This window comes from uncultured Sphingomonas sp. (assembly GCF_964243315.1).
In the GTDB taxonomy this organism is placed as follows: domain Bacteria; phylum Pseudomonadota; class Alphaproteobacteria; order Sphingomonadales; family Sphingomonadaceae; genus Sphingomonas.
Window position 1 is genome coordinate 23,095 of the sequence record NZ_CAXTEM010000020.1, and the last position, 26,883, is coordinate 49,977.

Annotated in this window: 23 protein-coding genes and 1 pseudogene; 16 read left to right on the forward strand and 8 right to left on the reverse strand. The window is 67.3% G+C overall.

Translation table 11 applies throughout. The annotated features are described in order from the left end of the window. Positions 1–27 precede the first annotated feature (27 nt). The 5 genes from glgC to coxB all read right to left on the reverse strand — a co-directional run bounded on the left by glgC (position 28) and on the right by coxB (position 9,348). Complete coding sequence (glgC, locus tag ACFE77_RS08185; RefSeq protein WP_375421142.1) at positions 28–1,290, reverse strand: glucose-1-phosphate adenylyltransferase; 1,263 nt, start codon at positions 1,288–1,290, stop codon at positions 28–30. Between the two features lie 61 nt (positions 1,291–1,351). Next, positions 1,352–3,505 carry a 1,4-alpha-glucan branching protein GlgB gene (gene glgB / locus ACFE77_RS08190; protein WP_375421143.1) on the reverse strand — a complete coding sequence of 718 codons (2,154 nt, stop codon included), beginning with the start codon at positions 3,503–3,505 and terminating at the stop codon, positions 1,352–1,354. Continuing rightward, positions 3,502–5,928, reverse strand: a complete 2,427-nt coding sequence (locus ACFE77_RS08195; protein ID WP_375421144.1) for a glycogen/starch/alpha-glucan phosphorylase — start codon at positions 5,926–5,928, stop codon at positions 3,502–3,504. Before ACFE77_RS08195 ends, glgB begins: the two co-directional genes overlap by 4 nt. A gap of 606 nt (positions 5,929–6,534) precedes the next feature. Beyond that, complete coding sequence (gene ctaD / locus ACFE77_RS08200; RefSeq protein WP_375421145.1) at positions 6,535–8,196, reverse strand: cytochrome c oxidase subunit I; 1,662 nt, start codon at positions 8,194–8,196, stop codon at positions 6,535–6,537. Positions 8,197–8,199: 3 nt separating this feature from the next. Next, positions 8,200–9,348, reverse strand: coding sequence for a cytochrome c oxidase subunit II (gene coxB, locus ACFE77_RS08205; RefSeq protein WP_375421146.1), 1,149 nt, complete (start codon positions 9,346–9,348; stop codon positions 8,200–8,202). A gap of 206 nt (positions 9,349–9,554) precedes the next feature. Between coxB and pyrE the strand changes: the two genes are divergently transcribed. The 5 genes from pyrE to ACFE77_RS08230 are packed head-to-tail and all read left to right on the forward strand — an operon-like array spanning position 9,555 to position 13,360. Then, positions 9,555–10,133 (forward strand): orotate phosphoribosyltransferase, encoded by a 579-nt coding sequence (gene pyrE / locus ACFE77_RS08210; protein ID WP_375421147.1) that lies wholly within the window; start codon positions 9,555–9,557, stop codon positions 10,131–10,133. Then, positions 10,130–10,861, forward strand: coding sequence for a pyridoxine 5'-phosphate synthase (locus ACFE77_RS08215; protein ID WP_375421148.1), 732 nt, complete (start codon positions 10,130–10,132; stop codon positions 10,859–10,861). Before pyrE ends, ACFE77_RS08215 begins: the two co-directional genes overlap by 4 nt. Before the next feature lie 36 nt (positions 10,862–10,897). After that, positions 10,898–11,317, forward strand: coding sequence for a holo-ACP synthase (gene acpS, locus ACFE77_RS08220; RefSeq protein WP_375421149.1), 420 nt, complete (start codon positions 10,898–10,900; stop codon positions 11,315–11,317). After that, on the forward strand, positions 11,314–12,273 hold the full coding sequence (gene lepB, locus ACFE77_RS08225; RefSeq protein WP_375421150.1) for a signal peptidase I: 960 nt from the start codon (positions 11,314–11,316) through the stop codon (positions 12,271–12,273). The genes acpS and lepB overlap by 4 nt, the downstream gene beginning before the upstream one ends. Position 12,274: 1 nt before the next feature. Then, complete coding sequence (locus tag ACFE77_RS08230) at positions 12,275–13,360, forward strand: AI-2E family transporter (protein WP_375421151.1); 1,086 nt, start codon at positions 12,275–12,277, stop codon at positions 13,358–13,360. On the opposite strand, the gene ACFE77_RS08235 is transcribed toward ACFE77_RS08230, so the two are convergent. Next, positions 13,334–14,383 (reverse strand): glycosyltransferase, encoded by a 1,050-nt coding sequence (locus tag ACFE77_RS08235; protein ID WP_375421152.1) that lies wholly within the window; start codon positions 14,381–14,383, stop codon positions 13,334–13,336. The genes ACFE77_RS08230 and ACFE77_RS08235 overlap by 27 nt on opposite strands. Before the next feature lie 115 nt (positions 14,384–14,498). Between ACFE77_RS08235 and ACFE77_RS08240 the strand changes: the two genes are divergently transcribed. From ACFE77_RS08240 to ACFE77_RS08250, 3 genes are read left to right on the forward strand one after another with little or no spacing between them, the layout of a single operon-like run. Then, positions 14,499–15,440, forward strand: a complete 942-nt coding sequence (locus ACFE77_RS08240) for a hypothetical protein (RefSeq protein ID WP_375421153.1) — start codon at positions 14,499–14,501, stop codon at positions 15,438–15,440. Beyond that, positions 15,437–15,955 (forward strand): DUF2141 domain-containing protein, encoded by a 519-nt coding sequence (locus tag ACFE77_RS08245; protein WP_375421154.1) that lies wholly within the window; start codon positions 15,437–15,439, stop codon positions 15,953–15,955. Before ACFE77_RS08240 ends, ACFE77_RS08245 begins: the two co-directional genes overlap by 4 nt. Positions 15,956–15,964: 9 nt before the next feature. After that, positions 15,965–17,167 (forward strand): glycosyltransferase, encoded by a 1,203-nt coding sequence (locus tag ACFE77_RS08250; protein WP_375421155.1) that lies wholly within the window; start codon positions 15,965–15,967, stop codon positions 17,165–17,167. Here ACFE77_RS08250 and ACFE77_RS08255 read toward each other — a convergent pair. Further along, complete coding sequence (locus tag ACFE77_RS08255) at positions 17,149–18,594, reverse strand: hypothetical protein (protein ID WP_375421156.1); 1,446 nt, start codon at positions 18,592–18,594, stop codon at positions 17,149–17,151. The two genes, ACFE77_RS08250 and ACFE77_RS08255, sit on opposite strands and share 19 nt — an antisense overlap. A gap of 164 nt (positions 18,595–18,758) precedes the next feature. Between ACFE77_RS08255 and ACFE77_RS08260 the strand changes: the two genes are divergently transcribed. Then, the gene (locus ACFE77_RS08260) at positions 18,759–20,378 is read left to right on the forward strand and encodes an alkaline phosphatase D family protein (protein WP_375421157.1); all 1,620 of its coding nucleotides are present in this window, start codon (positions 18,759–18,761) and stop codon (positions 20,376–20,378) included. A gap of 233 nt (positions 20,379–20,611) precedes the next feature. Here the strand turns inward: ACFE77_RS08260 and ubiG are convergent, their stop codons facing one another. Then, the gene (gene ubiG / locus ACFE77_RS08265; protein WP_375421158.1) at positions 20,612–21,337 is read right to left on the reverse strand and encodes a bifunctional 2-polyprenyl-6-hydroxyphenol methylase/3-demethylubiquinol 3-O-methyltransferase UbiG; all 726 of its coding nucleotides are present in this window, start codon (positions 21,335–21,337) and stop codon (positions 20,612–20,614) included. Between the two features lie 52 nt (positions 21,338–21,389). Here ubiG and ACFE77_RS08270 point away from each other — a divergent pair, with 52 nt between their 5' ends. The 7 genes and pseudogenes from ACFE77_RS08270 to tolB all read left to right on the forward strand — a co-directional run. Then, positions 21,390–22,667, forward strand: coding sequence for an aspartate kinase (locus ACFE77_RS08270; protein ID WP_375421159.1), 1,278 nt, complete (start codon positions 21,390–21,392; stop codon positions 22,665–22,667). A gap of 29 nt (positions 22,668–22,696) precedes the next feature. Then, positions 22,697–23,686: an NAD(P)H-dependent flavin oxidoreductase gene (locus ACFE77_RS08275; protein ID WP_375421164.1), complete on the forward strand. Its 990-nt coding sequence runs from the start codon at positions 22,697–22,699 to the stop codon at positions 23,684–23,686. 54 nt (positions 23,687–23,740) lie between these two features. Further along, on the forward strand, positions 23,741–24,202 hold the full coding sequence (locus ACFE77_RS08280) for a YbgC/FadM family acyl-CoA thioesterase (RefSeq protein WP_375421160.1): 462 nt from the start codon (positions 23,741–23,743) through the stop codon (positions 24,200–24,202). Further along, entirely contained in the window at positions 24,199–24,891 is a 693-nt protein-coding gene (tolQ, locus tag ACFE77_RS08285) for a protein TolQ (RefSeq protein WP_375421161.1), read from the forward strand. The genes ACFE77_RS08280 and tolQ overlap by 4 nt, the downstream gene beginning before the upstream one ends. Positions 24,892–24,901: 10 nt before the next feature. Then, entirely contained in the window at positions 24,902–25,339 is a 438-nt protein-coding gene (tolR, locus tag ACFE77_RS08290) for a protein TolR (protein WP_375421162.1), read from the forward strand. Beyond that, positions 25,339–26,271, forward strand: a complete 933-nt coding sequence (locus tag ACFE77_RS08295; RefSeq protein ID WP_375421163.1) for a cell envelope biogenesis protein TolA — start codon at positions 25,339–25,341, stop codon at positions 26,269–26,271. The genes tolR and ACFE77_RS08295 overlap by 1 nt, the downstream gene beginning before the upstream one ends. 190 nt (positions 26,272–26,461) lie before the next feature. Beyond that, positions 26,462–26,883: pseudogene (gene tolB / locus ACFE77_RS08300) on the forward strand (Tol-Pal system protein TolB); the annotation flags it as partial.

The window sequence follows — 26,883 nt, forward strand, 5'->3', positions numbered from 1 at the left end:
AGGAGCACCGAAGCTCAGCCGACCCCATCAAAGGTCCAGACGGTCGATCATCGGCTGGGTGATCAGGCAGATACCCTTCTCCGTCCGGCGAAAGCGTTGCGCGTCCACCAGCGGATCGTCCCCGACCACCAGCCCGTCGGGGATCACGACGCCGCGGTCGATCACCACCCGGCGCAGCCGCGACCCTCTGCCGATATGGCAATGCGGCAGCACCACCGCTTCGTCGAGCATCGCGAAGCTGTGCGCGCGCACGCCGGTGAACAACAGGCTGCGATGAATCGACGCGCCCGACACGATGCAGTCTCCCGATACCAGGCTCGCCACCGCAGACCCCCGGCGACCGTCGATGTCATGGACGAACTTGGCGGGCGGGGTGATCTCCGAATAGGTCCAGAGCGGCCAGCTGCGATCGTACAGGTCGAGCTCGGGCACCACGTCGGTCAGGTCGAGGTTCGCCGCCCAATACGCGTCCACCGTGCCGACGTCGCGCCAGTACGCGCCGGGCTCCTCGGTCGATCGCACGCACGACGCCGCGAAACGGTGCGCCTGCGCGCGGCCGTTCTTGACCAGCCATGGGATCAGGTCCTTGCCGAAGTCGCGGTTCGACCCTTCCGTCGCGGCGTCGCGGCGGAGCTGCTCGATCAGCAGCTTGGTCTTGAAAACATAGATGCCGAGGCTGGCGAGCGCGGTGTCGGGGCTGCCCGGGATGGCTGGCGGATCGGCGGGCTTCTCGACGAAATCGATGATCCGGTCCTGCTCGTCGACATGCATCACGCCGAACGCCACCGCCTCCATCCGCGGCACTTCCATGCACGCGACGGTGACGTCGGCGCCACTGTCGCAATGCTGCTGGAGCATGATCTCATAGTCCATCTTGTAGATATGGTCGCCCGCGAGGATGACCATGAACTCGGGACCGTGGCTCTCGATGATGTCGATGTTCTGGAACACCGCGTCGGCGGTGCCCTCATACCATTGATGCTCCGACACGCGCTGCGACGCGGGCAGGATGTCGAAGCTTTCGTTGCGTTCGGTACGCAGGAAGTTCCACCCGGCTTGGAGATGGCGGATCAGCGAATGCGCCTTGTACTGGGTCGCGACGCCGATCCGGCGGATGCCGCTGTTGAGCGCGTTCGACAGCGCGAAATCGATGATCCGGCTCTTGCCGCCGAAATACACCGCGGGCTTGGCGCGGGTGTCGGTCAGCTCGGCGAGGCGGCTGCCGCGTCCGCCGGCGAGCACATAGGCCATCGCGTCGCGTGCGAGCGGTTGTCCCTTTCTGTGATCCATCCTCGTGTCTCCTGCGCTTATCGTTGCTGTCGGTCGAACTCTCGGCGGTCGTTGCGGCTCCTCATCCTTCGAACTCGAGCATGATCGTGGCGAGCGGCGGCAGCGTCACCCACGCCGCCCCGTCCTTCGCCTCGACCCAGCCGAGATTGCCGCACCCCGATCCCCAATAGGCGAGCGCATCCGAATTAAGGATCTCGCACCACCGCCCGTCGTGCGGCATCGGCACCCGGTACGGCGCTCGCGCAACCGGCGTCAGGTTGGCGATCACCACCACCGGCTTCTCGCCCGGTGCCTTGCGGACCCAGGCAAACACCGAATTGGCGGCATCGTCGCCGATCAGCCATTCGAAGCCTTCCCCCTCGCAATCGCGCGCGTGTAGCGCCGGATGTTCGCGGTAGACGCGGTTGAGATCGCGAACGAGCTTGCGCACGCCCTCATGCGCCGAACTGCCGCGCAGGTCCCAATCGAGCGCACGCGCTTCGCTCCACTCCCGGCGCTGTGCGAACTCCTGTCCCATAAACAGCAGCTTCTTGCCGGGGTAGCCCCACATGAACGCGTAATAGCTGCGCAGATTGGCGAATTGCTGCCAGTCGTCGCCCGCCATCTTGGTCAGCAGCGACCCTTTGCCGTGCACCACTTCGTCATGGCTCAGCGGCAAGACGAAGTTCTCGTCGAACGCGTAGACCAGCCCGAAGGTAATCTCGGCATGGTGATGCTGGCGGTGGACGGGCTCGCGCGCGAAATATTGGAGCGTGTCGTGCATCCAGCCCATGTTCCACTTGAAGCCGAAGCCCAAGCCGTCCTCGTGCGCCGGGCGCGACACGCCGGGCCAGCTGGTCGATTCCTCGGCGATCGTGAACACGCCGGGATGCTCGCGGTATACCGCCTTGTTCATCGCGCGCAGGAACTCGACCGCTTCCCAATTCTCCCGGCCGCCGCCTTCGTTGGGGATCCACTCGCCCGCCTTGCGGCTGTAATCGCGGTACAGCATCGACGCGACCGCATCGACCCTGAGGCCGTCGACATGGTAGCGTTCCGGCCAGAATAGCGCATTGTTGACGAGGAAGCTTTCGACCTCCCGGCGCCCGAAATTGTAGATCGCGGTGTTCCAGTCGGGGTGGAAGCCGAGCCGCGGGTCCTCATGTTCGTACAGCGCAGTGCCGTCGAACTTCGCCAGCCCGAAGCTGTCGGTCGGGAAATGCGCGGGCACCCAGTCGAGCAGTACGCCGATGCCTGCCCGGTGCGCGCCATCGACGAAGCGCGCAAAGCCGTCGTGATCCCCGAACCGTGCCGACGGCGCATACAGGCCGGTAGTCTGATACCCCCAGCTCGGATCATAGGGGTGCTCGCTGATCGGCATGAACTCGATATGCGTGAAGCCCATGTCGACGACATAGGGGATCAGCCGATCGGCCAAGGCGTCCCAGGTCAGGAACCAGTCGTTCTCGTCGCGGTCCCAGGATCCGGCATGGACCTCGTAGATGCTCATCGGCACGCGCCGGGGATCGACCGAGGCCCAGTGCGTGCGGTGATCGTCGTCGCCCCAGACATGCGCCGCGGGCAGGGTGGTGCGCGATGCGGTCGCGGGGCGAAGCTCGCTCGCGAACGCGAACGGGTCCGCCTTCAACGGTTGCACGACGCCGTCCGCGCCGACGATCTCGAACTTGTACGCCTTGCCCTCGCCGATGTCGGGAACGAAGATCTCCCATACCCCGACATCGCCGCGGCGGCGCATCATGTGGCGGCGCCCGTCCCAGTCGTTGAAGTCGCCGACCACCGACACGCGCCGCGCATTCGGGGCCCACACCGCGAAGTGCACGCCGCTCGCACCTTCGTGATCGATCGGGTGCGCGCCCATCTTGTCGTAGAGCCGCATATGCGTGCCCTGCGCCATCAGCACGTCGTCGACCGGGCCGAGCACCGGGCCGAAGCTATACGGATCGGTTACCCACCATTCCGCACCGCCACCCTGCGCCCGATAGCGGACCGGCTGCGGATCGCCTGCGATCGCGCCTTCGAACAGCCCCCGTGCGTCGATCCGTTCCAGCGTGCCGAGCGATGTACCTTGCAGGTCATGCGCCTCGATCCGGTCCGCGCCGGGGATCCACGCGCGCGCGAATGCGCCCTGTGGGCCGGCGAAGACACCCAGCAACGAGAACGGATCGTCGTGACGCCCCTCGAGCAGGGCCTTCAGGGCGCCTTCGGGCGGTTTCACATCACGCCCCAGATCTCGCGCGCATAGTCGCGGATGGTCCGGTCGGACGAAAACCACCCGACATTGGCGACATTATGGATCGTCGACCGGGTCCATGCCGCCCGGTCCTGCCACCGCGCATCGACCGCCCGTTGCGAAGCCGCGAAGGCGTCGAAGTCGGCGGCGACCATGAACCAGTCATGGTCGTACAGTCCCGCCACCAGTCCCTCGTACCGCTTGGGATCGTCGGGCGAGAATACGCCCGATGCGATCGCCGCCAGCGCTTGGGCCAGTTCGGGTGAAGCGTCGATGACGTCGCGCGGGTGGTATCCGTCGGCGCGCTTGGCGGCGACCTCGTCCGCGGTCATGCCAAAGATGAAGATGTGATCGTCGCCGACCCGGTCCTTGATCTCGATATTGGCGCCGTCGAGCGTGCCGATCGTAAGCGCGCCGTTCAGCGCGAACTTCATGTTGCCGGTGCCCGATGCCTCCATGCCCGCAGTCGAGATCTGCTCCGACAGGTCAGCGGCGGGGATGATCTTCTCGGCCAGCGACACATTGTAATTGGGGATGAACGCGGCCTTCAGCAGGTCGCCGACCGACGGGTCCGCATTGATCCGCCGTGCCACGTCATTGGCGAGTTTGATGATCAATTTCGCGTTGTGGTAACTCGATGCTGCCTTGCCGGCGAACAGCTTTACCCGCGGCGTCCAGTCACGTTCGGGGTGGCTACGTATCTGGTCGTACAGTGCCACCGTCTCGACGATGTTGAGCAACTGCCGCTTATATTCGTGGATCCGCTTGATCTGGACGTCGAACAACGCGTCGGGATCGAGCCGCAAGCCCATGCTGTCCTTGATATGTCCCGCCAGTGCCACCTTGTTCGAACGCTTCACCGCGGCAAAACGCTCCCGGAACGCGGCGTCGTCGGCATGAGCGGCGAGCGCAGGCAGTTTTTCGGCATCGTCGCAGAACGCATCGCCGATCGCCTCCCGGATCAGCGTGGTCAGCCCCGGATTGCACTGCTGCAGCCAACGGCGTGGCGTGATGCCGTTGGTCTTGTTGTTGATCCGATCCGGATACATCCGGTGGAGATCGGCGAATACCGTCTGCTTCATCAGCGCGGTGTGCAGCGCCGCCACGCCGTTGACGCTGTGCGAACCGGCGAAGGCAAGATTCGCCATCCGCACGCGGCGCTCGCCGCCTTCCTCGATCAGGCTGATCGCGGCGACCGCGCGATCATCGATGTCGGCGTTGGCCCGCGCCTCGCGCAGCAGCTTGGCGTTGATCGCGTAGACGATCTGCATGTGCCGCGGCAGCAGGCGTTCGAACAAAGGCAGCGGCCAGCTCTCCAGCGCTTCGGGCAGCAGCGTGTGATTGGTATAGCCGAAGGTTCGCCGCGTCAGATCCCACGCGGCGTCGAACGCCATATCGTGATGATCAGTCAGCAGCCGCATCAGTTCGGCGACCGACACCGCCGGGTGAGTGTCGTTCAGCTGGATCGCGGCCTTGTCCGGCAGCGTCGCGATATCGCCGAAATATTGGACGTGGCGGCGGACGATGTCCTGGATCGACGCCGACGAGAAGAAATACTCCTGCCGCAGTCGCAACTCCTGCCCGGCCGGCGTGGAGTCATTGGGGTAGAGCACCCGCGTCAGCGTCTCCGCGCGCATCTGCCCGGATAGCGCGCCTTGGAAATCGCCTTCGTTGAACTTGTCGAGCTTGATCGGATCGAACGCCTTGGCGGTCCACAGCCGCAGCGTGTTGACCCGCCGGCCGCGCCAGCCGACCACGGGCGTATCGACCGCGACAGCCTCGACCGCCTCGGCCGGGCTCCAATGCACCTGACCATTCTCATGGGCGATCACCTCGCCGCCGAAGCCCACGAAATACGCGCTCTCGCGCCGCTCGAACTCCCAAGGGTTGCCGTGAGAGAGCCAGGTTTCGGGCAGCTCCATCTGCCAGCCGTCGTCGATCCGCTGGCGGAACATGCCATTCACGTATCGAATGCCATAGCCGTACGCGGGCAGCTCCAGGCTGGCGAGGCTCTCCATGAAGCACGCCGCCAGCCGCCCGAGCCCGCCATTACCAAGGGCGGCATCGGGCTCGATCTCCTCGATCGCGACGAGGTCGACGCCGAGCGTTGCCAGCGCGTCGCGGACTGCATCGTTGTGCCCGAGGTTCGACAGCGCATCGCGCAACAGTCGCCCGATCAGGAATTCGAGGCTGAGATAGTAGACCCGCTTCGCCCCCGCGGCATGCGCCGCCTTGGTGGAGTCCATCCAGCGGTCGATGATCTCGTCGCGGATCGTCAGGATCGTCGCCGCGAGCCAGTCATGCGGCCGCGCAGCATCGCGGTCCTTGCCGATCCGGTGGATCAGCGCGTCGAGGATGCGATCTGCAAGGGGGTCGGTCGGCGTTGCGGCAGCATTGGTGGCGATCACGGTCGATCCGGCATGATGGAGGGTCCGCGGGTTAGACGACAGGGGCGGCGGAAAGTCACCGTGAAATATCGGGCGAGCGCGGTTTGGGCGCGCCGGTGGCGATCTGACCCATCACCCCGGAGTACCTCCGGCGCCTAACGACCTAGAGTCATTCGCGACCAAGTTGATACGCCATAGCCCCTCCCCTTCAGGAGTGCCGGGTGAACCGCCCCGCGCGGTTTAGGTCAGGCCGGGGGCCTGACCGACCCGGCACTGGGTTGGGGTGGGGTAGTGCCGCTATGGTGTCGCTCGCGGATGAGCCCCTTCCTCAGCCCAGTGCGGGGTAAAATTGCCCCCGGCAATTTCAGTTTGTGCTGGGAGCACAACGACCCCGCACTCCTTAAGGGGAAGGGAGAGCAAACCTGTTCGCGAACGACCCTAAGTCGCATCACGCAGCGAATCTTGGCGAAAGCCGGGCCCAGTTGGCGCGCAGGAAACAGAAGGCTGACACGACATCCAGCGAATTGCCTCGGCTTCCAACCTCGCCGAAGTCTTCATCCAGATGAACAAACGAAAACGCCCCGACTTTCGTCGAGGCGTTCTGTGGTTTGGCGATGGCGACCTGCCTCAGTCGATCTTCGGCAGCGTCTCGAACTGGTGGTAGGGCGGGGGGCTCGACAGCGTCCATTCGAGCGTCGTCGCGCCTTCGCCGTAGGGGTTGTCGCCTGCCGGCTTGCCCGCGACGAGCGACCAGATCAGGTTGACGAAGAACACCACCATGCTCAGCGCCATGATCTCGTAGCCGTGGCTCGCAAACGCGTTCCAATAGGCAAAAGCGTCAGGATAGTCGGGGTAGCGCCGCGGCATGCCCTGGAGGCCCAGGAAGTGCATCGGGAAGAACAGGATGTTCACGCCGACGAAGAACAGCCAGAAATGCACCTGGCCGAGCAGTTCGTTGTACATCTTGCCCGACATCTTCGGGAACCAATAATAGAAGCCGGCGAACAGCGAGAACACCGCACCGAGCGACAGCACATAGTGGAAATGCGCGACCACATAATAGGTGTCATGCATGTAGTCGTCGATGCCGCCGTTGGCGAGCACCACGCCGGTCACGCCGCCGACCGTGAACATGAAGATGAACCCGATCGCCCACACCATCGGCGTCTTGAATGATAGCGAGCCGCCCCACATCGTCGCGATCCACGAGAAGATCTTGATGCCGGTCGGCACCGCGATCACCATCGTCGCGGCGGTGAAGTACATCTTCACGTTCACGCTGAGGCCGGTCGCGAACATGTGGTGCGCCCACACCACGAAGCCGACGACGCCGATCGCGACCATGGCATAGGCCATGCCGAGATAACCGAAGACGGGCTTGCGGCTGAACGTTGCGATGATCTGGCTGACGATGCCGAAGCCCGGCAGGATCATGATGTAGACTTCGGGGTGGCCGAAGAACCAGAACAGATGCTGATAAAGGATCGGATCGCCGCCGCCAGCGGGGTCGAAGAAGGTCGTCCCGAAGTTGCGATCGGTAAGCAGCATGGTGATCGCCGCGGCGAGCACCGGCAGCGCCAGCAGCAGCAGGAATGCGGTGACCAGCACCGACCACACGAACAGCGGCATCTTGTGCAGCGTCATGCCCGGCGCGCGCATGTTGAAGATGGTGGTGATGAAGTTGATCGCGCCGAGGATCGACGAGGCGCCCGCGAGGTGGAGCGACAGGATCGCCATGTCGGTCGACGGACCGGGCTCACCATAGGTCGACAGCGGCGCGTACAGCGTCCAGCCGTTGCCGGCGCCACCGAAGAAGGGCGAGGCCAGCAGCAGGATGAAGGCGGGAACGAGGAGCCAGAAGCTCACATTGTTCATCCGCGGGAACGCCATGTCGGGCGCACCGATCATGATCGGCACGAACCAGTTGCCAAACCCACCGATCATCGCCGGCATGACCATGAAGAACACCATGATCAGCCCGTGCGCGGTGATCAGCACGTTCCACAGATGCAGCGACTGATCGAGGCTTGCCTCGCCGCCGTGCATGAACGCCGCCCAGCCTTGCAGATACTGGATGCCCGGATGCGCGAGTTCGGCGCGCATCAGGCCCGAGATCGCGCCGCCGATGATCCCCGCCGCGATGGCGAAGATCAGGTAGAGCGTGCCGATGTCCTTGTGGTTGGTCGACATGAACCAACGCGCGAAGAAGCCGGGCTTGTGATCGGCGTCGTGGTGCGCGTGATCGGCATGCGCCTGGAACGCGGACGGATGGAGGGCGGTATCGGTCATGGCTTACTGTCCGGCGTTGCCGGTGCCGCCGGGATTACCGGATGCACCTTGCGTGATGGTGGGGGCGGCGACCGTCGCGTTCTCGGTCGGACCGGTAGCGGTGGCGGCCTCCGAAGCAGCATCCTGCTTCGCGGCGGAGCCGTCAGCGCCCGGCTGCGGAATGACGTTGGGCGATGCCTTGCCCGGGGTCGGCATGGTGCCGCCCTTGGACTTGATCCACGCCGCGAACTGCGCGGGCGGGACCGCCTCGACCGCGATCGGCATGAACGCGTGGCGCGTGCCGCACAGTTCCGAACACTGGCCGAAATACACGCCGGGCTTGTCGATCGTGAAGCTGGTCTCGTTCAACCGGCCGGGCACCGCGTCGAGCTTGATCCAGAAGGCGGGGACCGCCCAGCTATGGATCACGTCCTGCGCCGTGGTGATCAGGCGGATCGGCACGCCGACCGGCAGCACGATGCGGTTGTCGGCAGCGAGCAGGCGGGGGCCGTCGGCATCGGTGCGATACCGCTCGCCGCGACCGACCTCGCCCTGCTCCTTCAGCATGTTGGCGGTGATCTCGATGCCGCCATTGTCGGGATATTGATACGACCAATACCACTGGTTGCCGATCGCCTTCAGCGTCACCGCCCCGGCCGGAGCAGGCTTGAACTGCGCCTGGAGCAGACCGATCGACGGGATCGCGATCAGTACCAGGATCACCACCGGCGCCAGCGTCCAGATCACTTCGATGACGGTGTTGTGGCTGGTCTTGGACGGGATCGGGTTGGCCGAGCGGCGGAACCGCAACGCCACGTAGATGAGCAGCGCGAGGACGAAGAGCGAGATCAGCGTGATCAGGGGCACGAGGATGACGTTGTGCATCCACGCCGCGAACTCGCCGTTCTTCGTCACCTGCGGCTGAATGCCGTATTGGCCATCGGTCGGCTGGCCGATGCTGGCGACGGGAGCGATCGGCGCGTCGTTCTCGGCCTTGGCGGGCGTCGATGCATTCACCGTGCCCGGCGCGGTGGCGGGATCGGCGGCGATCGCCGCGCTATTCTGCACCGGCGCCGTCTGAGCATGCGCGGCGACGCTTCCCATGCCGGCCAGCGCGAGGCCGGCGGCCAACGCGATACCCTTTACCGCGCTCTTGGACCAATTCGTGCGCATGCGTGTCGTGACCCCAGTTCTGATGCCCGTGCCTATCATCGATAGGCTTGTCGGGACGCCGGCAGCGTCCCCCTTTGCTGATGGCCTATACGCGCGGCTTTCCACGGCCTCAAGCGCCCTGTCCGCATGAATCGTGGAACGCTGCTTGGCGGCGAGGGGGCGACCTTCTATCAGGCGGCCTCCGCTGCCTGGACGAAGAGGTCCGCATGACCGACGACGACGTGCTTGCCGAATTCCGCGCTGCCGATGCGCTGCTCGAGGGTCATTTCATCCTCTCGTCGGGGTTGCGCAGCGGACGCTATCTCCAGTGCGCGCGCGTGCTGATGAACCCGGCGCGCGGGGCGCGGCTGGCGCAGGCGCTGGTCGCGCGGCTTCCCGCCGAGCTGAAGTCGGTGATCTCCGCCGTGGTGTCGCCGGCGATGGGTGGGGTGATCGCGGGGCAGGAGATGGCGCGCGCGCTCGGAGTCGAGGCGATGTTCCTCGAACGTCCCGACGGCGTGTTCGGCCTGCGCCGCGGGTTCCGGCTCGAGCCAGGCCAGTGCGTGCTGATGATGGAGGATGTCGTCACCACGGGGCTGTCATCGCGCGAGGCGATCGCCGCGATCGCGGCAGCGGGCGGGGTCACGGTCGCCGCGGCGGCGCTGGTCGACCGGTCCAACGGCACCGCCGACTTGGGCGTGCCGTTCTTCCCGCTCGTCAGGCTCGACGTGCCGACCTATTCGCCCGACGCGCTGCCGCCCGAACTCGCTGCGATCCCCGCGATCAAGCCGGGCAGCCGCGCGTGACCGATCACCTGCGTCTAGGCGTCAACATCGATCACGTCGCGACGGTGCGCAACGCGCGCGGCGCGGGCTACCCCGATCCGGTGCGCGCGGCGTTCGTCGCGGCCGAAGCGGGAGCGGACGGTATCACCGCGCACCTGCGCGAGGACCGGCGCCATATCACCGACGACGACATCGCCCGCTTGTCGGGCGGATTGCCGATCCCGCTGAACCTGGAGATGGCCGCGACCGACGAGATGCTCGCGATCGCGCTGCGCCATCGCCCGCACGCGGCGTGCATCGTGCCCGAAAAGCGCGAGGAACTCACCACCGAGGGCGGGCTGGACGCGGCGGGAATGCACGACCGTCTGGCGCCGATGGTCCGCGAGCTGAATGCCGCCGGCATCCGCGTCTCGCTGTTCGTGGAGCCCGATGCGCGGCAGATCGACGCGGCGATCCGGCTGGGTGCGCCCGTCGTGGAGTTGCACACCGGGCGCTATGCCGAGATCGACGGGGAAGCCCGCACGCAGGAGCTACGGCGGCTGTCCGACGCTGCGGCGCTGGCGGCGAAGAACGGGATCGAGGTGCACGCGGGGCACGGCCTGACCTACGACAATGTCGGCCCGATCGCCGCGATACCGCAGGTTCGCGAACTCAACATTGGCCACTTCCTGGTCGGCGAGGCGCTGTTCGTCGGCATGGCCGAGGCAGTGCGCCAGATGCGCGACGCCATGGATGCGGCGCGTGGGTAATCCTCGTGAAATCCTCCCCAGAAGGGGGAGGAATAGGTGATCATCGGGTTGGGCTCCGATCTGTGTAATATCGAGCGGATCGCGCAGTCGCTCGATCGCTTCGGCGTCCGCTTCGAGAACCGCGTGTTCACCGAGGTCGAGCGCGCCAAGGCCGCCCGGCGCCCGTTCACCAAGGCGGGTACGCTCGCCAAGCGTTTCGCCGCAAAGGAAGCATTCTCGAAGGCGGTCGGAACCGGCTTTCGCGCGGGCGTGTTCATGAAGGACATCGGCGTCGTCAATGCCGCCAGCGGCGCGCCGACGCTGGCGCTGACCGGCGGCGCGAAGGCAAGGCTTGACGCGCTGATACCGCAAGGCCACGGCGCCCGCGTGCATCTGACCATGACCGACGATCATCCCTGGGCGCAGGCCTTCGTGATCATCGAAGCGGTTCCTCTCGCGACGGGTGCGAACGAATGAAGGAAGCGGTCTTGGACGGCAATCAGGCGCCCGAACAACAGGCGGGCACGGCAGCGCCCGAGACGAAGCAGGCCGAGGGGAAGCGCGCGGGCACCGATTGGTGGGGCGAGATCAAGGGCATCTTCTGGCTCGTCCTGATCGTGCTCGGCTTCCACAGCTTCATCGCCAAGCCGTTCTACATCCCGTCGGAATCGATGTTGCCGGGCCTGCGCATCGGCGATCGTCTGGTGGTCTCCAAATTCGCCTATGGCTGGTCGTTCGTATCGCCGACCATCCCCAATCCGGTCGCGATCTTCGAAGGCGTGGTGCTCCGCCAGCCCGAGGAGAGCTGGAGCGTCGGCTTGCCCTTCATCAAGGGGCGGCTGCTCGGCAGCCTGCCGACCCGTGGCGACGTCGTCATCGTCACGCCGCCGGGCACCCGCAACGACTACATCAAGCGCGTGATCGGCCTGCCGGGCGATCGGCTCGCGGTGAAGGGCGGGGTGGTGTACCTGAACGGCGTCGCGATCAAGCGCGGGCCGCTTCACTACACCGACATTCGGGTCGACGCGAACAGCCCGTGCTCGACGCTGGAATATCCCGGTGCGCGCCTGCCGCAACGCGACGGGACGGAGATCTGCCACCTGCCGACGGTGACCGAGACGCTGCCGAACGGGCGCCATTACGACACCATCGATCTGGAGCCGGACAGCGAGGGCGACGATTACCCCGAGCGGGTGATCCCCGCCGATCATGTGTTCCTGATGGGCGACAATCGCGATCGATCGGCAGACAGTCGTTTCCGGCTGGACCAGCTCGGGCTCGGTGGGCCGGTGCCGTACGAGAATCTCGGTGGTCGCGCAGAGTTCGTCACCTTCTCGCTCGATGGCGACGCGACGCTCAATCCGCTGAGCTGGTGGTCGTCGCTGCGCGCTGGGCGTACCGGCACCTCGCTGCACCCGGCCGAGGGGCAATGATGTGACCGACGGCGTGCAGATCGTTCAGGAGCCCAGCCCCAACGAACTGCGCGACCCGCTGGTACGGACCGAATTGAAGCGCGCATCGGTGTGGCTGGGGCTCGCCTGCGCGATTGCGCTGGCGGTGCTGCTGGTCCAGCCGCTGCTGATCATCTTCGCCGGCTTGGTGTTTGCCGCGATGCTCGACGGCGGCGTGCGCTTGCTGGGCAAGGCGCTGCCGCTCGGTCGCGGGCTGCGGCTGCTGATTGTCGTGCTGCTGGTGGTGCTGTTCCTGCTCGGCACCTTCTACCTGACCGGCATGCAACTGGTCGCACAGTTCACCCAGCTGCAATCGACGCTGGTCGCGCAATTCAATGCCTTCACCGACTGGCTGTCGTCGAAGGGCGTGATGCCGGGTCAGTCCGACGTAGGTGGCATCTTGCGCCAGGCGCTCGGCTCGGTCGGACGCCTCACCTCCTGGGTCGGCACCGCGCTCGGCGCGCTCACCAGCCTGTTCATGATCATGGTCATCGGGCTGTTCGTCGCAATGGAGCCGCGGCTCTACGGTCGCGGCCTCGAATGGATGGTCCCGATCGCCAACCGCAGCGAATTCGCACTGGTGCTCGAGCGGATGGGGCAGACGCTGCGCCGGCTGCTCGCGGGACGGTTGCTCGGCATGGCGTTCGAAGGCGTGCTGACCTTCATCATCCTCCAGGTATTCGGGGTGCCGATGGCGCTGGTGCTCGGCATCATCGCCGCGATCCTCGCCTTCATCCCCAATGTCGGCGCGTTCGTTACCGGCGTGCTGATGACCGCGGTGGGGTTCAGCGCCGGGGTCGATACCGGGCTGGCGGCGCTCGCCACCTATTTCGTGGTCCAGACCTTCGACGGCTACGTCGTCATCCCGATGGTGGCCAAGCGCACCGTGGACTTGCCGCCGGCGCTGACGCTCGGCGCGCAGATCCTGGCGAGCGCCTTGTTCGGTATCCTGGGACTCGCGCTAGCCGACCCCATGACCGCGCTGATCAAGGTCGCGCTCGAGCGCAGTTCGGAGCGCGAGAGCCAGCGCCGCGGCAAGCCCTCAGGCGAGCCGATCGAACACGTCTAGGTAGCGCGCGGCCGCGTCCGCCCCCGGGGCGGGCACCGGCGCGGGGCGCGGCGCATCGATCCAGTGGCGCAACGCCGCTGCCAGGGCGGCAGGATCGTCGCGGGCGACGATGCTGCCGAGAGACGGCGAGTCGACGATCTCGGGGATCGCGACGCTCGACCCGGTCGTGACGACGGGCGTGCCGACCGAAAGCGCCTCGCGCAGCACGCCAGGCACACCCTCATAGTCGGAGGTCAACGCCACCACCGCCGCCTGCGCCATCGCGGGCAGGGGATCGGCCACGTGACCGGGAAGGATGATGCGCCCGCCGAGCCCGAGCACGGCGACCTGCCGCTCCAGCACCTGCCGAAGCTCGCCCTCGCCGAAGATCGCGAGCGACACGGAGGTGGGAAGCGACGGCATTGCCGCGATCAATCGGTCCCAGCGCTTCTGCCGGGTCAGCCGTCCGACACCGACGATCCACCGTCCGCGCGGCAGCGGCGGCGCGGCGCCGGCGGCGGGCGCACGCACCGGTGGGTTGGCGATCACGCTCGTCCGGCCCGTCATCCCGAGCGCGACCCCGTCCGAGGCGGCGGTCGCGGGGGTCATCGCGACGAGATGGTCCAAGAACCGGCGATGCTGCGCCAGCCACAGCCGGTTGGCGGTCGCGAACGCCGCGCCGCGATCGTCCCGCGCGGGGGCGTTCGACATCTTCGCAACGATCGGCGGCGCCGTGCCGCGGAGCCGCAGCTTGGTCCAGGCGGCGACCCCGGTATAGTGGTTGCCGGGGCAGAACAGGATGTCGGGCCGTTCCGCACGCACGATTGCGGGCAGCGCGAACAGCGCGCGATAGGCGCTGCTGCCGAGCTCGATGGTCGCGATCCCGTCGGGCAGCGAGGGTGCCGTTGCACCTCGCTCGCCGATCACCAGCGTCACCCGCCGCTCCGCCTCGGCCCAGCCCGCCGCCAGCCTCAGCATCGCGCGTTCGACCCCGCCGCCGCCCGACAGCGATTGCGCATAGGTCAGGATGTGGCCGGCGGGCATCGTGCGGCGCGCCTTGGCACGGCGGGAACAAAGGTGATAGCCGCGGCGTCAATAGTGGCTCGCACGGGCGGGCGCTTGCCGCTATGGCGCTTTCATTCCTCGTTCGGGCGTCCGGGTGCAGATCGACCACATCAATCAGCGTCCGGTGGTGGAGATACTGCAGCCCGCACCGGAGCTTGCGGGGCTCGAGCCGCTGAAGACGATCCGCAGCCGCTGGCCCGCGGTCATCGGCGCGGTGGTGACGATCGCGATGCTCGTCGGGTTGGGTCGCGAGTTGTTCGGGTCGGGGCTGGCGGGGCTAGGCCGCACGGTGCCGCGCAATCCGCTGTTCTACTTCGCCTTCGCGGCGCTCTACATCACCCCGCCGCTGGTCGATTACGTCATCTTCAGACGGCTGTGGAACATCCCGCTGTCGGGGTTCGTGGCGCTGATCAAGAAGCGCATCGCGAACGACGTGGTGATGGGCTATTCGGGCGAGGCCTATTTCTACGCCTGGGCGCGGGCACGCGCGCACCTCGTCGCGGCGCCGTTCGGCGCGGTGAAAGACGTGTCGATCCTGTCCGCGATCGCGGGCAACATGATCACGCTGGCCATGATCGCGATCGCGCTGCCGGTGGTCCGCGGTCTGATCCCGGGCGAGATGATGCGCTACGTCTACGGCTCGCTGCTGGTGATCGTCGCGACCTCGCTGCCGTTCTTCGTCTTTTCCAAACGCGTGTTCTCACTCACCCGCGAGACGCTGTGGTGGGTGTTCTCGATGCAATGCCTGCGCATCGTCGCGGGCGCTGCGTTGCTGGCGCTGGCGTGGCATCTGGCGCTGCCGGGCGTGTCGATCGGGCTGTGGCTGTTCCTCACCGCGGGGCGGCTGTTGTTCTCGCGGTTGCCGCTGCTGCCCAACAAGGACCTGCTGTTCGCCAATTTCGCGATCCTGTTCATCGGCCACGATCATGCGCTGTCGGAGCTGATCGCGTTCACCGCCGCAGCCGTGCTGCTGGTTCACGCCGCCTTCATCGTCGTGTTCGGCCTGCACGGGCTGGTGATCAGGGACAAGTCGTGAGGCGCATCGTCCTTGCGCTTGCTTCGGTCACCGTCGTGGCGGCCTTGCCAGCGCATGCACAGGTGATCGGCGGCGATGCGGGTGCCTGCGCGGTGGGGAACGGCCCGGCAATCCTGGCGAGCGTCGGCGGCTTCAAGGATCGGGGCGGCGTGCTGATGCTGGAGCTCTACCCCGCCAACGCGGCCGATTTCCTCGCGCCCGACATCAAGCTGATCGCGGCGGGCAAGGTGTTTCGCCGTATTCGCGTCGGGATCCCCGCCTCGGGTCCGGTCGAACTCTGCATGCGGGTGCCGCGCCCCGGACGTTACGCGCTGCTCGCGGTCCACGACCGCGACGGCAAGACCAAATTCAACTTCTTCTCGGATGGGGCGGGCTTCCCCGGCAACGCCAAGCTCGGCATGAGCCGCCCCAAGGTTGCGGCGGCGTCGATCGATGTCGGGCCGGGCGTCGTCAGCACCGCGATCCGACTGCAATATCTCCGCGGGATCAGCGGCTTCGGCCCGTTGAAGAACTGATCCGCCGCGGTGCGGATCGTCGACGTCAACGAATTCTACTCTCCGACCGGCGGCGGCGTCCGCACCTATTGCGATCGCAAGATGGCGATCCTGGCGGAGATGGGTCACGAACTGATCGTCGTCGCACCCGGATCCGAAGATCGCGTCGAGGAGCGCGCCGGGGGCGGCAGCATCGTCTACGTCCGATCGCCGCGAATGCCGTTCGACGCCAATTACGGCCTGTTCTGGGACGAAGCCGCGATTCACGCGGTGCTCGACCGCTACGATCCCGACGTGATCGAGAATTGCTCCCCCTGGCGCGCAGCGTGGTTCGTGCTCGACTGGCGCGGCCGCGCGATCCGCTCCTTCTTCATGCACAACGACAATATGGAAGCGTACCCTAAGCGTTGGCTGGGCCGGGTCGCGTCGCCAGAGCGGATCGAGCACGCGTTCGCCTGGTACGACCGCTACACCGATCGCTTCCTTCGCCGCTACGACACCGTCGTTACCAACGGCCCCGCGACCACCGCACGGATGCTGGCGCGCGGCGTGCGGGTCGATGCGACGATGACGTTGGGAATCGAGCGGCGATATTTCTCGCCGACGCTGCGCAACGAGGCGTTACGCGTCGCGCTGCTCGATCAATGCGGCCTGCCCCCTTCGGCGCACCTGCTGCTCGGCATCGGGCGTCATCATGCCGAGAAGCGATGGCCGCTGGTGATCGACGCGGTGCTGCGCGCGGGCGCGACGCTGCCGGTCGGGCTCGTCATCCTCGGCCAGGGCCTGGATACCAAGTCGCTCGAACGGCATATCGGCGACAGCCCCCATATCCGCCTGTTCCGCCCGGTCTACGATCGCGAGCGGCTGGCCGAGATCATGGCGAGCGTCGACGCCTTCATCCACGGCAACGATACCGAGACCTTCGGGCTGGTCGGCTACGAGGCGCTGGCCTGTGGCGCGCCGCTGATCGTGCCGGACGCCGGCGGCATGGCTGCGCTGGCGGGTCAGGCCTATGCCGAGACGTATCGGGGCGGCGACGGGCGCGACTGCGCCGATGCGATCCTCCGCTTCTTCGCACGCGACCCGACGAAGGTTCGCAACGCGGCGATCGATGCGGCGGCGAAGGTGCGCAGCGATGTCGATCATGCGACGCTGCTGGTGGATCATTATGCGCAGGTGATCGCGGCGAAGGGGTGCCAGTCGGACGCCTCGGTTCAGCGCGAGCGGCGGTAGACGCTGACAAGCTCGCTACCCATCGGTAGCTGCGCCGCCAGCCGGTAATCGCGCGCCATGGCTTGTGTCACCAGCCGGTGTGCCGCCGGGCGTTCGCCACGATAGGGTGGCCGGATCACGACCACCGCCGGACCCGCGGCAAGGATGCGGCGGATCTCTTGATCCTGATCGACGCCGGTCGCTCCCGCCTCGCGCGTACGGCTGAGATGCGAGGGCATGATGTAGCGCGACAGGCTGCAACGCTGCGTGGACGCGTACAGCATCGTGCTTCCCGAATAGACATACAGGCAGCCCGGCCCTTGTCCCACTGCCCGGGTCAGCGCGGCGAATTGCGTGGCGTCGCCGCGACCGGCGGACGGCGTGAGCAGCACGATCTGGCCGCCGATCGCCGCGATCGCGAGCAGCGCCGGCGTGAAGCGTTGCCGCCACCCGTCGCTGCCGAGCATCCCGGCTGCGGCGGCACAGGCGGGCAGCAGGATCGGCAGTGCATAATGATCGAACCACGGCCGGAAGATCAGGACGCTGACGATCGCCACCGCCAGCCAGATCCCGACGAAACGCCGTGCCCGCCCCGGCTCGCCCGCCAACGGTACGGAGCGGACCAGCGCGACGATCGCCGACGCGACGAGCGGTGACGTGATGAGCACGATCCGTCCGAAGTTCGATGCGAGCTCCAGCAGGCCGTCGGGATTGCGGTGGAGGATCGACAAGAAGTTCGCGTAAAGAAACTCATCCCAGTGGCCGATCGCGGCATAGAAGGCCGCGGCGAGCGCGGTCGGCAGCATCGAGACCGCGACCAGCAAGGCGCCATAACGGAGCAAAGCCGACATCTTCCGAGTTTCGCGCCATTCCGCTGCGAGCAGCCACAGGCCGAAGAAGATGCCTTCGAACACCAGCGAATATTTGATCTGCAGCCCGATCCCGACCAGCGCCATCGCGCCGACCCCCGCGCGCCACCGCGCGGCACGGGTCGCGGCCGATCGCAGGATGAGCAGCACCGCCGCGATCGTCAGCAGATTGTAGAAAACCGGCGATTGCCCGCCATGGCCGCCGAGGAGGTCGAGCCACAGGATGTAGGCGATCCCCGCCGCGGTCGCGCCTGCGGCATAGCCCGACTTCTCCGCCAATCGGGCGATCAGCCAGCCGGTGGCGACGACGGCGGCGAGCGCCAGTGCCTGATAGACCCAGATGCCGGCAGGAAATCCGAACCCCGCGGGAACCGCATAGAGCAGGAACAGCCCGATCGGCTTGCGATCCCACACGTCGACGAACGGCAGCGCCCCCGACCACATCGCACGCCCGACGGTGAAGTAGAACTCCTCGTCCACCTGGACGATCGGATTGCCGAACGTGAGCCCGCGCGCGGCGACCGCGACCAGCACGAGGATGGCCAGCCGTTGCCGACCTTGATTGCGAGACACGGGCATCGCGCGCGCTTTAGAAGTACGAAGGGCGTGCGTCGATTCGGCGCGCCAAGCCTCCGCGCCTCCGCGCCGCCGCTCGAACAATCCTTCTTCCGGCTGCGCGCGGCAGTGTCACGCTTCCACAACATTCCGCGGCCAAGCATGATCGCCTGTCCGGGAGTTTCCACATGATCATCGACCGTCGTTCTTTCGTCGCCACCGGCATGCTCGGGTACGGCGCCTTCGCGATCCCCGGGTTCGCGAATGCCGCGACCGTCGCCGGGCTGCGCGGCTTCACCCATGCGGTGGCCAGCGGGGAGCCGGGCGCCGATTCGGTGCTGCTCTGGACCCGCTACGTGCCGGCGAGCGGGGGCGAGGCGACCTTGCGGGTCGAACTGTCGGAAACCCCGGACTTCGCACGGATCGCGGGCGGCGGTGCGCAACAGACGGGCCCGTGGCGAGACCATACCGCCAAGATCACGGTCGCGGGGCTGCGCGCCGGGCAGGCCTATCATTACCGCTTCGTCGCGCCCGACGGCAGCTTCTCGCCCGTCGGCCGTACCAAGACGCTGCCCGACGACGGCGCCAGGACGTGGCGGGCGGCGATCTTTTCCTGTTCCAACCTCGGCTATGGCTTGTTCAACGCCTACGCGCATGCCGCCGCGCAGGACGATTTCGACTGCGCGATCCATCTCGGCGACTATTTCTACGAATATGCGGCGGGGACCTACCCGACCGCCAAGGACACGATGGCCGGTCGCGAACCGCTGCCCCGGCAGGAGATCGTCCAGCTCGCCGACTACCGCCTTCGCTATGCCAGCTACCGCGCCGATCCCGATCTCCAGGCCTTGCACCGGCGGCTGCCGATGATCGTCCAATGGGACGACCACGAAAGTGCCAACGATTCGTGGGAAGGCGGCGCCGAGAACCACGATCCCGCGACCGAAGGATCGTGGAGCGCGCGTCGCGACGCCGCGATCCAGGCGTATCGCGAATGGATGCCGGTATCCGACGAACCGTGGAAGGCCTACGACATCGGCCGGCTCGCCACCCTGTTCCGCACCGAGACCCGCCTGCTCGCCCGCACCCAGGCGCCCGACATCGCGCCGCTGTTCAAGCAGGCTGATCCCGTCGCCGCGCTGAAGGCGTTCCGTGATGGCGCGTGGATGGATCCCGCCGCGACGATGATGGGCAGCCAGCAGGAATATTGGCTGGCGCAGGCGATGCGCACGTCGGTGAAGAGCGGCAAGGCTTGGCAGGTCGTCGGCTTCGGCACGATCATAGGAGAGACGGTGATGCCCGCGGATGCGGCCACGTGGCTCGGCGGATCGAGCGACCGTGCGCGCGCCTATGTGTCGGCGGGCATCGCCGCGGCGAAGGCCGGGCTGCCGTTCAACTTCGACAATTGGGGCGGCTACCCCGCCGCGCGCGCGCGCTTCCTGCGTTCCGCCCAGTCGCTCGGCGGCAGCACGGTGGTGATCTCGGGCGATAGCCACAATGCCTGGGCGTACGACCTCGCGCAGGACGGCAAGCCCGCCGCGGTTGAGTTCGCCGGCCAGGCGGTCACCTCACCGGGGTACGAAGCCGGCGTCGGTACCGACCCGAAGACCGTCGCGGCGTCGCTGGTCAGGGCCAATCGCGAGCTGAAATGGTGCGACACCTCGCGCCGCGGCTACATGGCGATGACGATCGCGCCCGATCGGGTCACCAACGACTGGATCATGGTCGACACGATCAAGCAGCGCGGCCTCGGCGCCAGCATCGGCCACCGTGCGACGGTGATCCGGCGTCGGAACGTCATGGCTTGAGGGGACGCGGCGGGACACCCGCTGATTTTCTCGCGCATGCAGCCGTTCAGGAGTTTAATATCGCGAAAATCCTGTTCCCCGGCGGAGGCCGGGGCCCAGTTGCGAAGGTTGAGCGAGGAGAGGTCAGCTCTACGTTTCCGGCCTCTTCCAACCTGGGCCCCGGCCTCCGCCGGGGAACAGGTGGACAAAGACTTTCACGCGATCGAACTCTCGCTTCTCCCGAGTGCAGAACCTCAGCCGCGTACCGCGGTCATGAAATAATCCAGCGTCGTCGACTCGCTCAGCTCGAACCCGCGGGCCGGCGAGAAGGCAAGGCCGTGGACGTCGGTCACCCGCAGCCCCGCCGCCTCCAGCAGGGCGCGCAAATCGTCGGGGGTGAGGAACTTCTCCCAATCGTGCGTGCCGCGCGGGATTCGTTGGCTGCCCTCCGCGAGCGTGATCAGCGCGAGGCGGGACAGCGGGGTGCGGTTGGGGGTCGACAGGATCAGCAGGCCGCCCTCCGCCACCGCACTCGCCAGGCCGTTCACGAATGCCGCCTGATCGGCGACATGCTCGATCACTTCCAGGCTGGTGACGAGGTCGTAGCGGCCCGCGACGTCCTCAATCCCCGCCGCACGGTAGCCGATCGCGAGTCCCGACTGCGCGGCGTGCGCCGCCGCCACCGCGACATTCTCTTCTGCCGGATCGATCCCCGTCACCGTCGCACCCAACCGCGCGAGCGGTTCGCACAGCAGCCCGGCGCCGCAGCCGACGTCGAGCACGGTCTTGCTCGCCAGCGGCGTGAACCCGTTCGGGTCGCTGCCCCAATGGGCGTCGATCTGGCTGCGGATGTAGCGAAGGCGCGGCGGATTGAGCTTGTGGAGCATCGCCGACGAACCCGCCGGGTTCCACCAGTCCGCTGCCATCCGGCCGAAATGCGCCGCCTCGCGCGGGTCGATCGTGCTGCTTGCGCTTCTCATGGCCGCTACCTATCAGCACCTACCTTCCACCCCAAGGAGTTTGGGTCCCCCCATGGCGCGCATCGTGATGAAGTTCGGCGGCACGTCGATGGCCGGGATCGAGCGCATCCGCAGCGTCGCCGCGCGGGTGAAGCGCGAGGTGGAGGCCGGCAACCAGGTCGCGGTCGTCGTGTCCGCGATGGCGGGCGAGACCGATCGGCTGGTCGGCTTCTGCCGCGAGGCGTCGCCGCTCTACGATCCACGGGAATATGACGTCGTCGTCTCGGCGGGCGAGCAGATCACCAGCGGATTGCTCGCGATCGCGCTGCAGGCGGCGGGGGTGAAGGCGCGGTCCTGGATGGGCTGGCAATTGCCGATCCACACCGACGACGCCTTCGCCCGCGCGCGGATCGGCATCATCGACACCGATGCGCTGGACGCCAGCCTGGCGGACGGCGAGGTCGCGGTGATCCCGGGATTTCAGGGCGTCTCCGACGGCGCCGATGGCGCGAGGGGCCGCGTCACCACGCTTGGCCGCGGCGGTTCCGATACCTCGGCGGTCGCGGTGGCGGCGGCGATGAAGGCGGATCGCTGCGACATCTACACCGATGTCGACGGCGTCTACACCACCGACCCGCGCATCGTGCCGCGCGCGCGCAAGCTCGCCAAGGTGACCTATGAGGAGATGCTGGAACTCGCCAGCGTCGGCGCCAAGGTGCTCCAGACCCGATCGGTCGGGCTGGCGATGAAGGAACAGGTCCGCGTCCAGGTGCTCTCGTCCTTCACCGGACCGGACGCGCCGATGGCGGACACATTGCCCGGCACGATGATCGTGGGGGAAGAGGAGATCGACGACGTGGAACGCCAGCTCATCACCGGCATCGCGCACGACAAGAACGAGGCGAAGATCACGCTGACCAGCGTCCCCGACACGCCGGGCGCGGTGGCGGCGATCTTCGAACCGCTGGCGGCGGCGAACATCAACGTCGACATGATCATCCAGAACATTGCGCACAATGCCGGATCGACCGACGTGACCTTCACGGTGCCGTCGACCGATCTGCCGCGCAGCCTGGAGGCGCTGAACCAGGCGCGCGAGGCGATCGGCTTCGGCGAACTGGTCCATGACATGCGCGTCGCCAAGATCTCGGTGGTCGGGGTCGGCATGCGCAGCCATGCCGGCGTCGCGAGCACGATGTTCACCACGCTCGGCGGGCGCGGGATCAACATCCAGGCGATCTCGACCAGCGAGATCAAGGTCAGCGTGCTGATCCACGAGGACGAGACCGAACTCGCGGTTCGCGTCCTCCACACCGCCTACGGCCTCGACGCCGCGGACGTGGCGGCGTGACCGTCGGGCAGGATCGCCTGACCCGCCGGATGGCGCGCGGCGCGGCGTTCCTCGGGTCCGAGGTCGCGATCATGGCCGGTGCGATGTCGTGGGTCAGCGAGCGCAACCTCGTCTCGGCGATGTCCAACGCGGGCGGCTTCGGGGTGATCGCCTGCGGCGCGATGACGCCGGACCTGCTCGACGCCGAGATCGCGGGAACCAAGGCGCTGACCGACAAGCCGTTCGGTGTGAACCTGATCACGATGCACCCGGCGCTGTTCGATCTGATCGCGGTCTGCACCAAGCATGCGGTCGGCCATGTCGTGCTCGCTGGCGGTTTGCCGCCCAAGGGCTCGCTCGAGGCTATCAAGGAGAGCGGGGCGAAGGTGATCTGTTTCGCGCCGACCCTCGCGCTGGCGAAGAAGCTGATCCGGTCGGGCGTGGACGCGCTGGTGATCGAGGGAATGGAAGCGGGCGGTCATATCGGCCCGGTCTCGACCAGCGTGCTGGCGCAGGAGATGCTGCCGACGATCGCGGCGGACGTACCGGTGTTCGTCGCGGGCGGGATCGGGCGCGGCGAGGCGATCGCGGGCTATCTCGACATGGGCGCCGCAGGCGTACAGCTCGGCACGCGGTTCGTCTGCGCGACCGAGAGCATCGCGCATCCCAATTTCAAGAAGGCGTTCATCCGCGCCTCGGCGCGCGACGCGATCGCCTCGGTCCAGCTCGACCCACGGCTGCCGGTGATCCCGGTGCGCGCACTTAAGAACGCGGCGGGCGACCTGTTCAGCGCCAAGCAGCGCGAAGTCGCCTTGCTGCTCGACGGCAAGCAGGTCGAGATGCTCGAGGCGCAGCTCCAGATCGAGCATTACTGGGCCGGCGCGCTGCGCCGCGCGGTGGTCGACGGCGACGTCGAACACGGCAGCGTCATGGCGGGCCAATCGGTCGGCATGGTCACCAAGGAAGAGCCGATCGCGGACATCATCGCCACCCTGGTTGCGGAGGCCGCGGCGGCGCTGGAGCAACGCGCCGCGGCCTAAATCGCTATCGGCCAAGGGTTCCTTCGTCCGAACGGTTGGGTTAACGCGGCGCGGATGATGCCCGACCGCTCAGATATTCCCCTCGAAGGCTATTTCGACGGGCGCGAGCACCGGTTCGCGCTCCGGGTGTACTTCGAGGACACCGACCTGTCGGGCGTCGTCTACCACGCCAATTACCTGCGCTACATGGAGCGCGCCCGGTCCGACATGCTGCGCGTCGCTGGCATCGATCAGCGCGCGGTGTTCGAGGCAGGCGAGGGCGCCTATGCGGTCGCGGCGCTAGCGATCCGCTATGCCGCGCCCGCGCGGCTCGACGATTCGCTGGTCGTCGTCAGCCGGGTGCTCGCGGTGCGGGCGGCGAGCGTCGTCATTCATCAAACAGTCAGGCGCGGGGCGGTTGTGCTGGCGACGGCAGAGGTGACGGTCGCGCTGGTCGCCGCCTCCGGCCGCGCCAGGCGACAGCCACGCGCCTGGCTCGACATCTACGAACGCCTCATTTGGCAGGGGGACGCATGAATCCGGTCTTCAACATGGACGCGGCGACGATGTCGCCGGTCGCGCTCTTCATCCAGGCGGATTTCGTCGTGAAGGTCGTGATGGGCGGGCTGCTGATCGCGAGCATCTGGACATGGGCGCTGATCGTCGCCTTCTGGCGGCGGCTCGGCACTACCCGGCGCGAGATGACGCGGTTCGATCGCGACTTCTGGAAGGCCGAGGATATCGACGTCTTCTACAAGGCGGAAAGCAGCCGGGACCTGCCGTCGGCGCGGGTGTTTGTCGCGGGCGTGAAGGAATGGCGCGAATCCACCGTCGGCGGCGGCATCGACAAGGCGGGCACGCGCGAACGCCTCGCCACCGCAATGGGTGCGGCGGTCGCGCACGAGATCGACAAGCTGTCGGACCGGCTCAACATCCTCGCGACGATCGGATCGGTGGCGCCGTTCGTCGGACTTTTCGGCACCGTCTGGGGGATCATGCGCGCGTTCACGGGGATCGCTTCCGCCCAGAATTCGAGCCTCGCGGTGGTCGCGCCCGGGATCGCCGAGGCGCTGTTCGCGACCGCGATCGGGCTGTTCGCCGCGATTCCCGCAGTGATCGCGTACAACCGCTTCAGCCACGGCGTGAACCGGATCGAGGCGCAACTGAACCGCTTCGCCGACGGCTTCCACGCGACGTTGTCGCGCCAACTGGATGGCGCTCGGTGAGGGGAATCTGATGTCGATGAACCTTCCCTCCCAGCGTGGGCGCGGACGGCGGGCACCGATGGCGGACATCAACGTCACGCCGCTGGTCGACGTGATGCTGGTGCTGCTGATCATCTTCATGGTCACCGCGCCGCTGCTCACCGCGGGCGTGCCGGTCAATCTTCCCGACAGCCGCGCCAAGGCGCTCGACCAGGATCAGAAGCCGGTCCAGATCTCGCTCGACGAAGCGGGCAAGCTGTTCGTCGACGATAAGGAAGTCGGCGAGGCCACGCTGCCGGGCGAACTCGAACGCATCGCCGCCCTCCAGGCTGGGGGCGAGCCGCCGCAGGTGTTCCTGCGCGCGGATCGCGGGCTCGATTACGGCCGGGTGATGCGGGTGATGGGTGAGCTGAATCGCGCCGGGCTGAACCGCGTCGCGCTGGTGACGGTGGAGGGGCCGCAGCGCTGATGGATCGCGCGGAGAAGATCGGTCTCGGCGTTGCCGTCGTCGGGCACGTCGTGCTCTTCGGCCTGCTCTCGGTCGGCTTCCTGGCGACGCCCAACCCGGCCAAGCTGATGCAGCAGCCGATCGAGGTCAGCCTGGTGAAGGACGTCGGGCTCGAGGCCGCGGCACCGCAGAACGTCACGCCGCCTGCGCAGTCGGTTGCCCCCGACGAAGGCGCGCCCGAGGATTCCGCGCCGCCGCCGCCGCAGGAGGCCGCGCCCGCGCCCGAACCCGATCCCGCACCGCCGCAGCCCCAACCAAAGCCGGCCCCGCCCGAACCGGTGCGCCAGCCCAAGCCCGCGCCTGCCGCCAAGCCTGCGCCGACGCCAGCGAAACCTAAGCCCAAGCCCGCCGCGCCCGAAAAGTCCGCGGCAAAGCTCGCTCCGGCCAAGACGGCGACCGCGAGCGCCGCGGCCAAGCCCAAGCCCGCAGCGGCAACCGGTGCCGGAACCAAGGCCACCGCGACCAACGCACGGCCGCGCGGGTCGCGGCTCGGCGCCAATTTCCTCGAAGGCCTCACCGACAAGCCGTCGACCAGCACCTCGACCGCGCCGCGCGCCGCCAAGATTGACGCCCGCGCGATGGCCGGCATCGTCCAGGCGATCGCGCGTCAAATCCAGCCCTGCGCCGACCGCCAGGTCAATCCGGGGCCGGGCGCCAACGCGATCGTCACCACGCTCAACCTGCGCCTCAACGAGGACGGCACGCTGGCCGCGACGCCGCGCATGGTCAGGCAATCCGGGGTGGACGGCGAGAATGATCGCTATGCGCAGCGCGTCGTCGATCTCGGCATCGCCGCGTTCAAGGGGTGTTCGCCGCTGAAGCTGCCGGCGGAGTACTACTCGACGCCGTCGGGCGGGTGGAACAACATCAATTTTCAGTGGAAGCTGCAGTGATGCGGTTGGTCGCCGGCTCGACGTACTTGTTCCCCGGCGAAGGCCGGGGCCCAGGTGGGAAACGAATGTGGCGACGGTCAGCACTGCGCCCCGGCACCTCCGCAACTGGGCCGCGGCCTTCGCCGGGGAACCGGCTCTCGATTGTGTTATGGCGTTTGGAGCCGACACCGTGCGAAAAGGGTTTGAGAGGATGCGTATGTTCCGGTCGTTGCTAGTCGCGCTGAGCGTCACCGCTGCCGTGCCGGCCGTCGCGCAGCAGGATCCGGCGCCCGCGGCGCAGGATCAGGCCGCCGCCACGCTGGCGCAGGGCCCGGCGCCGCTGGAAGTCTCCGTGACCGGTGGCGTGTCCGCGCCGATGCCGATCGCGATCCCACCGATGCCCGCCGCGTCGGTGGTGCAAACCGCGGCGGGATCGACCGACGTTCTCGGCCGGCAATTGGCGGAGATCGTCGCCAACGACCTGCGCAATTCGGGGCTGTTCACGCCGCTCGCGCCCGGACGGCTGCGGCCGTTCGGCTTTCCCGAGGTCACCGCACCCGCGTTCGACTTTTGGGGCAGCACCGGCGCGCAGGCGCTGGTCCAGGGGTATATCCGCGCCAATGGCGACGGCAC

Excerpts from the sequence above, each read along its gene's own strand:
- glgC (WP_375421142.1), bottom strand. The coding sequence starts at position 1,290 with ATGGATCACAGAAAGGGACAACCGCTCGCACGCGACGCGATGGCCTAT.
- ctaD (WP_375421145.1), bottom strand. The coding sequence starts at position 8,196 with ATGACCGATACCGCCCTCCATCCGTCCGCGTTCCAGGCGCATGCCGAT.
- coxB (WP_375421146.1), bottom strand. The coding sequence starts at position 9,348 with ATGCGCACGAATTGGTCCAAGAGCGCGGTAAAGGGTATCGCGTTGGCC.
- pyrE (WP_375421147.1), top strand. The coding sequence starts at position 9,555 with ATGACCGACGACGACGTGCTTGCCGAATTCCGCGCTGCCGATGCGCTG.
- lepB (WP_375421150.1), top strand. The coding sequence starts at position 11,314 with ATGAAGGAAGCGGTCTTGGACGGCAATCAGGCGCCCGAACAACAGGCG.
- ACFE77_RS08235 (WP_375421152.1), bottom strand. The coding sequence starts at position 14,383 with ATGCCCGCCGGCCACATCCTGACCTATGCGCAATCGCTGTCGGGCGGC.
- ACFE77_RS08255 (WP_375421156.1), bottom strand. The coding sequence starts at position 18,594 with ATGCCCGTGTCTCGCAATCAAGGTCGGCAACGGCTGGCCATCCTCGTG.
- ACFE77_RS08260 (WP_375421157.1), top strand. The coding sequence starts at position 18,759 with ATGATCATCGACCGTCGTTCTTTCGTCGCCACCGGCATGCTCGGGTAC.
- ubiG (WP_375421158.1), bottom strand. The coding sequence starts at position 21,337 with ATGAGAAGCGCAAGCAGCACGATCGACCCGCGCGAGGCGGCGCATTTC.
- ACFE77_RS08270 (WP_375421159.1), top strand. The coding sequence starts at position 21,390 with ATGGCGCGCATCGTGATGAAGTTCGGCGGCACGTCGATGGCCGGGATC.
- ACFE77_RS08275 (WP_375421164.1), top strand. The coding sequence starts at position 22,697 with ATGGCGCGCGGCGCGGCGTTCCTCGGGTCCGAGGTCGCGATCATGGCC.
- ACFE77_RS08280 (WP_375421160.1), top strand. The coding sequence starts at position 23,741 with ATGATGCCCGACCGCTCAGATATTCCCCTCGAAGGCTATTTCGACGGG.
- tolQ (WP_375421161.1), top strand. The coding sequence starts at position 24,199 with ATGAATCCGGTCTTCAACATGGACGCGGCGACGATGTCGCCGGTCGCG.
- tolR (WP_375421162.1), top strand. The coding sequence starts at position 24,902 with ATGTCGATGAACCTTCCCTCCCAGCGTGGGCGCGGACGGCGGGCACCG.
- ACFE77_RS08295 (WP_375421163.1), top strand. The coding sequence starts at position 25,339 with ATGGATCGCGCGGAGAAGATCGGTCTCGGCGTTGCCGTCGTCGGGCAC.